The organism is Pseudomonas sp. HMSC066A08 (assembly GCF_001813025.1).
GTDB classification, from domain to species: Bacteria; Pseudomonadota; Gammaproteobacteria; order Pseudomonadales; family Pseudomonadaceae; genus Pseudomonas; species Pseudomonas aeruginosa.
Window position 1 is genome coordinate 66,175 of record NZ_KV811377.1, and the last position, 8,025, is coordinate 74,199.

The window sequence follows — 8,025 nt, forward strand, 5'->3', positions numbered from 1 at the left end:
TGGCAAAACGGCGTTGTTATACTCGCCCGCACATTCACCGCTGCCAGCACAAAGGATTCGTCCATGAAAGCATTCGGCAAGGTCCTGGGGCTGTTCTTCCTGGGACTCTTACTGCTCGTCGTGGCCCTGGGCTTCGCCCTGACCCACCTGTTCGATCCCAATGACTACAAGGACGAAATCCGCCAGATCGCCCGCGACAAGGCCAACCTGGAACTGGACCTGAAGGGCGACATCGGCTGGAGCCTGTTCCCCTGGCTGGGCCTGGAGCTGCACGACACCAGCATCGCCAGTACCGCCACGCCGACCAAGCCGTTCGCCGACCTGCAAATGCTCGGCCTGTCGGTGCGGGTCCTGCCGCTGCTGCGCAGGGACGTACAGATGAGCGCGATCCGCGTCGAAGGCCTGAGCCTGGACCTGGTCCGCGACAAACAGGGCAAGGGCAACTGGGAAAACATCGGCAAGCCGGCCCGGCCCCAGGCCCCGGTCGCTCCTTCCGCCACCCCGCCGGCAGCGGACGGCAAGGGGGCACCGGAGCCGGCACCGCAGAACGACAGCCCGCGCACCCCGATCAAGCTCGACATCGACAGCCTCAACGTCAACAACGCCCGCGTCACCTACACCGACGAAGCCAGCGGCAAGCAGTACAACGTCGAGGGCATCGAGCTGAGCACCGGCGCCATTCGCGAAGGCAGCAGCATTCCGCTGAAGCTCAACGCCTACCTCGGCACCAACCAGCCGGTGGTACGGGTCAAGACCGAGCTGACCGGCAACCTGCGCTTCGACACCGCGCTCAGGCGCTACCAGTTGGAAGACGCCAGGCTCTCCGGCGAAGCCTCGGGCGAGCCGCTGCAAGGCAAGACCGCCACCTTCTCCGCCCAGGGCCAGTTGCTGCTCGACCAGTCGGCGCAGATCGCCGAGTGGAACGGCCTGAAGCTGAGCGTCAACCAGTTGCGCGCCCTCGGCGAACTGAAGGCCCGCGAGCTGGACAAGGACGCCAAGTTCAGCGGTGGCCTGTCGATCGCGCCGATGAACCTGCGCGAGTTCCTCGCCGGCATCGGTGTGACCCTGCCGGCCATGGCCGACGCCAACACCCTCGGCAAGTTCGAGCTGAACACCCGCCTGGCCGGCAGCCGCAACAGCCTGGATCTCGAAGACCTCAAGCTGGGCCTGGACGACACCGCCTTCAGCGGCCGCTTCGGCATCGCCGATTTCGCCAGGCAATCGCTGCGCGCCCAGCTCAAGGGCGACAAGCTCGACCTCGACCGCTACCTGCCGGCCAAGGCCAAGCAGGCCCAGGATGCCGCCAGCGCCACGCGCAAGGCGGAAGTCGACGCCACCGTGGCCAGTGCCGCCCAGGGCAACACGCCGCTACCGGAAAAACCGACCAGGCAGGCCTGGAGCGACGCACCGCTGCTGCCCATCGCGACCCTGCGCAAGCTCGACCTGGACGTGGCGCTGAACTTCGGCCGGCTGACCGTCGAGAAGCTGCCGATCGACGACGCCAGCCTGAAGCTGCGCGGCCAGGGCGGCGTGATCAGCCTCGACGACATGCGCGGCGGGCTGTACAACGGCCGCTTCAACGCCAAGGCCAACCTCGACGTACGCCAGGACAGCGCCGTACTGACCGTCACCAAGCACATCGCCAACGTGCCGGTGGAGCGCCTGCTCGAAGCCCAGGGCAAGAAACCGCCGGTGAAGGGGCTGCTCGACCTCGACGCCGACATCCGCACCAGCGGCAACAGCGAGAAATCCTGGATCGACCATCTCAACGGCAACGCACGCTTCAGCCTGATCAACGGCGTGCTGCCCGACGCCAACCTGGAGCAACAGCTCTGCCAGGGCATCGCTACCCTCAACCGCAAGGCCCTTGCCGGTACCCACGGCGGCAAGGACACGCCTTTCCGCGAGCTCAAGGGCAGCCTGAACTTCACCAACGGCGTGGCCAGCAACCCCGACCTGAAGGTGGCCATTCCCGGCCTGGCGGTCAGCGGCCACGGCGATATCGACCTGCGCGTGCTGGGCATGGACTATCGCATCGGCGTGGAGATCCAGGGCGACAAGAGCGACATGCCGGACCCGGCCTGCCAGGTCAACCAGCGCTACGCCGGCATCGAATGGCCGCTGCTCTGCCGAGGCCCGCTGGAACTCGGCGCCAAGGCCTGCCGCCTGGACAAGGAAGGCCTGGGCAAGGTCGCCGCGAAACTGGCCGGCAATCGCCTCAACGAAAAACTCGAAGAGAAGCTCGGCGACAAGGTCAGTCCGGAGCTGAAAGACGCACTCAAAGGGCTGTTCAACCGCAAATGACACCTGAAGGCTTCAACGGCGCGGTCCTCGACTGGTACGACCGCCACGGTCGCAAGGACCTGCCCTGGCAGCAGGGCATCACCCCCTACCGGGTATGGGTCTCGGAAATCATGCTGCAGCAGACCCAGGTCAGCACCGTGCTCGGTTACTTCGACCGCTTCATGGCAGCGTTGCCCGACGTCGAGGCACTGGCCGCGGCGGCCGAGGACGAAGTCCTGCACCTGTGGACCGGGCTCGGCTACTACAGCCGTGCGCGCAACCTGCACAAGACCGCGCGGATCGTGGTCGAGCGGCATGCCGGGGAGTTCCCCCGCGACGTCGAGCAACTCGCCGAACTGCCCGGCATCGGCCGCTCCACCGCTGGAGCCATCGCCAGTCTGTCGATGGGCCTGCGCGCACCGATCCTCGACGGCAACGTCAAGCGCGTACTGGCGCGCTACCTGGCGCAGGACGGCTATCCCGGCGAACCGAAGGTGGCCAGGGCGCTGTGGGAGGCCGCCGAACGCTTCACCCCGCACGCACGGGTCAACCACTACACCCAGGCGATGATGGACCTCGGCGCCACCCTCTGCACGCGCAGCAAGCCCAGTTGCCTGCTTTGCCCGCTGGTCTCCGGCTGCCGCGCGCACCTGCTCGGCCGCGAAGCCGACTATCCGCAGCCCAAGCCGCGCAAGGCGTTGCCGCAGAAGCGCACGCTGATGCCGATCCTGGCCAACCGCGACGGCGCCATACTGCTCTACCGGCGGCCTTCCAGCGGACTCTGGGGCGGGCTCTGGAGCCTCCCCGAACTGGACGACCTCGACGACCTCGAACCGCTCGCCGCGCGCCATTCCCTGGCCCTCGGCGAGCGCCGCGAACTGAGCGGCCTGACCCATACCTTCAGTCATTTCCAGCTCGCCATCGAGCCCTGGCTGGTGGAGGTGGAAGGCGCTCCGCGCGCCGTGGCCGAGGGCGACTGGCTCTGGTATAACCTCGCCACCCCGCCGCGCCTGGGCCTCGCCGCTCCGGTGAAGAAGCTGCTCAAGCGCGCAGAACAGGAACTCGGACGCGGCACGGCCGCGTGAATGCCGGGCCCGCGGGCCCGGCGGCAACTGCAGGAGAACGACCATGAGCCGCACCGTGATGTGCCGCAAGTACCACGAAGAGCTGCCCGGCCTCGATCGCCCGCCGTATCCGGGCGCGAAGGGCGAGGACATCTACAACAACGTGTCGCGCAAGGCCTGGGACGAGTGGCAGAAGCACCAGACCATGCTGATCAACGAGCGTCGCCTGAACATGATGAACGCCGAGGACCGCAAGTTCCTCCAGCAGGAGATGGACAAGTTCCTCTCCGGCGAGGACTACGCCAAGGCCGACGGCTACGTGCCGCCCTCCGCCTGACCCCCACCCCGCCCGACGGAGGCCGCCATGACCCCATCCCTCTCTGGCCTGCCTCCGATCCGCACCGCGCTGATCGGCTACGGCTTCGCCGGCAAGACCTTCCACGCCCCGCTGATCCGCGCGGTACCGGCGTTGCGCCTGGAGCGCGTGGTCTCGCGCGACGCCGGTCGGGTGCACGCCGACCTGCCCGAAGCCCGGGTCAGCGCCGATCCGGACGAGGCCATCGAGGCCGCCGACATCGACCTGGTGGTCATCGCCTCGCCCAACGCCACCCACGCCAGCCTCGCCGAACGGGCCTTGCGCGCCGGCAAGCACGTGGTGGTGGACAAGCCGTTCACCGTCACCCTGGCCGAAGCCCGGCGCCTCGCCGACCTCGCCCGCGAACGGCCTGGGCAGGTCCTCTCGGTGTTCCAGAACCGGCGCTTCGACAGCGACTTCCTCGCCGTGGAGGCCGCCCTGCAGGCCGGCAGCATCGGCCCGGTGCGCTACTTCGAGTCGGCCATCGAGCGCTTCCGTCCGCAGGTCCGCGACCGCTGGCGCGAACACGACCTGCCCGGCTCCGGGCTATGGTTCGACCTCGGCCCGCACCTGCTCGACCAGGCACTGTGCCTGTTCGGCCTACCGCAGCGTGTGCACGGACACCTGCGCCGGCTGCGCGAGGGTGCGCAGACCGACGACTGGTTCGAGGTCCTCCTCGACTATCCACAGTGCCAGGTGGCGCTGCGCGCCAGCATGCTCGCCGCCAATCCGGCGCCCCGCTTCAATGTGCACGGCGACCACGGCAGCCTGCTCAAGGCCGGCGCCGACATCCAGGAAGCGCAACTGCTGCTGGGACTGCATCCCGGCTCCGCCGGCTGGGGCCGCGATCCCGACCTGCTGCAGCACATCGACGGCCAGGGCCTGCGCCAGTCGCTGGCCACCCCGGCCGGCGACCAGAGCCGCTACTACCAGGCGCTGGCCGCCGCCATCCGCGGCCAGTCGCGCAACCCGGTGTCGGCGCAACAGGCCTGCGCGCTGATGGCCCTGCTGGAGTTGGCACGACGCTCCGCCGAGGAAGGCCGGAGCCTGCCGGTGGAGCTGCGCGACGAGGAACGCCAGGCCTGGAACTGAGGCCCGGCAGTCCGGCGGAAACCGCGAGGGGATCGTAAGGCGTTAAAAAACAAAAAAAATTTCTTCGCCGGTGTTGACACTGCCGCGCTAAACCCGTTTAATTGCGCCCCGTTGCCCAGGTAGCTCAGTTGGTAGAGCAGGGGATTGAAAATCCCCGTGTCGGCGGTTCGATTCCGTCCCTGGGCACCACCTAACATTTTCAGGTGGTCCCCAAACCACCCGAAACCCTTAAGAAACCGGCCTCTGAGCCGGTTTTTTGTTGCCTATGATTCCCGTAAGCCCCCTTGTAAGCCCAACAGTCTGGGGGTATATCTGGTGGAACCGCCGGTTCGGTCATAGACGATTCCCCCAGAATGAGCGCAATCCCAGACGCTGCGGCGCTTTCAGCGCTACCCCCACAGTCAAAGCCCTACAGGATCACCATCGGGCATGGGCTCTACCTAGAGGTCACGCCCCAGGGCTCCAAGCTCTGGCGCATCAAGTACCGATTCGCCGGCAAGGAAAACAAGCTCTCTCTCGGCGCATTCCCCTCCGTCACCCTGGAGCAGGCGTGTCGCGCTCGTGACGATGCACGTGCACTGATCAAGGCCGGCGTCGACCCCAGCGCCAAACGCAAGGCGGAGCGCGCCGAGCGCATCACCCAGCGCGCACGCGCCAATGCCTTCCGCCTGGTAATGGCCCTTGATGGCGCCCTGACCATCGAAACACCCCGCCAGATGCTGCGCCTCACTCCTGAGCAAACCGCAGCCGTACGCGCCTTCCTGGCGGCCACCCCGGAGGGCAGCAACCATGCCGCTGACTGACAGCGCCATCAAAACCGCCAAGCCAAAGGAAAAGCCCTACAAGCTAAGCGATGCTCAGGGCCTGTATCTGCTGGTCAACCCCAATGGTTCGAAGCTCTGGCGCCTTAAGTACCGAGTGGGCGGGAAAGAGAAAGGGCTCGCGTTCGGCGCCTACCCGACCGTCACCCTCCAGCAGGCCCGCCAGCGCCGCGATGAGGCGCGCCAGCAACTGGCCCAGGGCGAAGACCCCGGCGAGCAGAAGAAGGCTTCCAAGCAAGCGAAGAAGGTCAGCGAGCTGACTTTCGAGACGCTGGCGCGGGAGTGGTACGCATACAATGCCCCGCGCTGGGCGGAGAGTACGGCCTACAAGGCCAAGCTGTACTTAGAGAACGACCTTATTCCCGGCATCGGCTCGCGCCCCGTTGCCGCCATCACACGTCCCGACCTAGTGGACCTGGTGCGCAAGGTCGAGGCGCGCGGCACCTTGAACGCGGCCGGCAAGATCAGGCAGTGGCTCCATCAGATTTACCGATACGCACTGGCCAAGGGCGTGGTAGAGAGCAACCCGGCCACTGACCTGGACGTGGTGGCAGCGCCAGCCAAGGCAGCCCGCCACCATCCGCACCTCCCGTTCGCCGAATTGCCAGAGCTGCTGGAGAAGCTGGCAACCGCCAAGCTGCACACCCTCACCCGCTCGGCCATTCGCCTGCTGATGCTCACCGCTGTGCGCCCTGGAGAACTGCGCGCCGCGCCCTGGTGCGAGTTCGACCTCGATACAGCAACCTGGACCATCCCAGCCGCCAGGATGAAAGCCCGCCGCTCGCATGTCGTCCCCCTGCCTCGCCAGGCCGTGACCATCCTGCGCCAACTTCATGAACTCACCGGCAGCTATTCCTTGCTATTCCCCGGCCAGCAGAACGCGGAGCGCCCCATGAGCGAGAACACCATCAACAAGGCACTGCGTCTGGTGGGTTACGGGGGCCGACAGACCGGTCACGGCTTCCGCCATCTACTCAGCACCGAGCTGAACAGCCGAGGCTATAACCGGGACTGGATCGAGCGTCAGCTTGCACACGGCGACAAGGACGAGATACGGGGCACATACAACCACGCCACCTACCTCGAACAGCGCCGGGGCATGATGCAGGCTTGGGCCGACTCTATCGACGCGCTGTGCTCGGGCGCCAACGTGCTGAGTCTCAAGCGCCAGGCGTAAACGTGCCGGCAGATCGCATTCAGGCGAATGAGGTGCTGGAGATAGGCGGAATCTTCCGCCGCTCAGGAGGGGCCAGAAACCTTCCAGACTCTGGCTGGAGGGGAGTGCAAAATCATTGCAGCCCCTGACCGGGACATGCAGGAAAAATTCCCGGCATGTGAAGGGAGTATGTCCGGCACACGACGGGCACAGAACTGTGCTGGTATCGGGGAGCGATCCCTTAGCGATCCCCTGTCGATTGGTCCGGCAAGGTGGGATCTTCTCACTTCCACCATTGGTGGTTGCGAGATAACACAGCGTTTGCCCCTGGCTCAGTTCGGAGCCATCGCTGGTCGCGCCAAGGGGGCGCACTTGAAATGCGACCCTTCCCGGTAACGCGGTCAACGTTAGTTCACCGTTAGCCAACGTTGCTCCAACGTTGATGCCCAGGCATGCGCCGGGCATGGCCTAGGCAGTGTTCAGGCAATGCCCCTGAAACGCGTTCAGGTGCATGACCTGCCCCTGTGACAGGAGCGTGACCTGTCCGCATCCGAAGTGGAAACTCCGCGGACGACCCGCCAGAGGCCGCAATTCTGCGGGGTCTGACCGTCTCCTCAAAATTGCGGGCACGGTCGCTCGATCATCTCCTGAAAATTCAGGGCATGTTCACTACGAAAGTTTCGTAGTGGTGGCTTCAGCCGTCGGGCGTGAGGGTTTTACGAAATTCTCGTAATACCCCGAATCAGGGGCGCGCGGGCCAAGCGTACGCATGGCGTTCGGCTGGTTGTTCCGACGAAATTCGTCCGCAGTCAAAACAACGTTTTGCGTCCTTTTGCCTGGGCGAGATGCCGGAGGCTTTACCTGCATTGCAGGAGATCCAAAACAGCGGATTTAGCGGTTTTGCCGAGGTAGTGTTTCTCGACCCCGGGGCATAACGGGGCGGTCCCCCCATTTGCCGAAGCGCCGAGCAACTGCAGCATGCTCTCGGTATTATCGCGGTTTCCCGGGACAGCTCGAAATTGCTGCGCATCAGGCGCAACAGGGCGCCCGCCAGGTCGGCGCCGTAGATCAGCAGGCCGCCGGCGCCGGCCATGAGGATGGCCAGGGTGTTCAACTCCCGCGAACGCGGCAACTGCCCTTTCTCGCGCGCCTCGCGGCGGCGTTTCTCCGTGGGTTCCTCTGTATTGTCCTGCCCGCTCTCGCTCTCGGCCATGACTATTTCGCCCGCACCAGTTCACGGAGGAATTGCAGGGC

At 65.8% G+C, this 8,025-nt stretch carries 6 protein-coding genes, 1 tRNA gene and 1 pseudogene; 7 read left to right on the forward strand and 1 reads right to left on the reverse strand.

What is annotated here, in order from left to right; all coding sequences use genetic code 11:
• The first annotated feature begins 63 nt into the window (after positions 1-63).
• From HMPREF2886_RS31405 to HMPREF2886_RS31435, 7 genes are all read left to right on the forward strand, one after another.
• The gene (locus tag HMPREF2886_RS31405; protein ID WP_070749099.1) at positions 64-2,304 is read left to right on the forward strand and encodes an AsmA family protein; all 2,241 of its coding nucleotides are present in this window, start codon (positions 64-66) and stop codon (positions 2,302-2,304) included.
• On the forward strand, positions 2,301-3,368 hold the full coding sequence (gene mutY / locus HMPREF2886_RS31410; protein WP_033967675.1) for an A/G-specific adenine glycosylase: 1,068 nt from the start codon (positions 2,301-2,303) through the stop codon (positions 3,366-3,368). Before HMPREF2886_RS31405 ends, mutY begins: the two co-directional genes overlap by 4 nt.
• A gap of 43 nt (positions 3,369-3,411) precedes the next feature.
• The gene (locus HMPREF2886_RS31415; protein WP_003096100.1) at positions 3,412-3,684 is read left to right on the forward strand and encodes an oxidative damage protection protein; all 273 of its coding nucleotides are present in this window, start codon (positions 3,412-3,414) and stop codon (positions 3,682-3,684) included.
• Between the two features lie 27 nt (positions 3,685-3,711).
• Positions 3,712-4,794, forward strand: coding sequence for an oxidoreductase (locus tag HMPREF2886_RS31420; protein ID WP_070749101.1), 1,083 nt, complete (start codon positions 3,712-3,714; stop codon positions 4,792-4,794).
• 113 nt (positions 4,795-4,907) lie between these two features.
• A tRNA-Phe gene (locus HMPREF2886_RS31425) sits at positions 4,908-4,983 on the forward strand.
• 164 nt (positions 4,984-5,147) lie between these two features.
• On the forward strand, positions 5,148-5,597 hold the full coding sequence (locus tag HMPREF2886_RS31430) for an Arm DNA-binding domain-containing protein (RefSeq protein WP_031629673.1): 450 nt from the start codon (positions 5,148-5,150) through the stop codon (positions 5,595-5,597).
• On the forward strand, positions 5,584-6,792 hold the full coding sequence (locus HMPREF2886_RS31435) for a tyrosine-type recombinase/integrase (protein WP_031629675.1): 1,209 nt from the start codon (positions 5,584-5,586) through the stop codon (positions 6,790-6,792). The genes HMPREF2886_RS31430 and HMPREF2886_RS31435 overlap by 14 nt, the downstream gene beginning before the upstream one ends.
• A 932-nt stretch (positions 6,793-7,724) precedes the next feature.
• Here the strand turns inward: HMPREF2886_RS31435 and HMPREF2886_RS34010 are convergent.
• Positions 7,725-7,984: pseudogene (locus HMPREF2886_RS34010) on the reverse strand (EscU/YscU/HrcU family type III secretion system export apparatus switch protein); the annotation flags it as partial.
• Between the last annotated feature and the right edge of the window lie 41 nt (positions 7,985-8,025).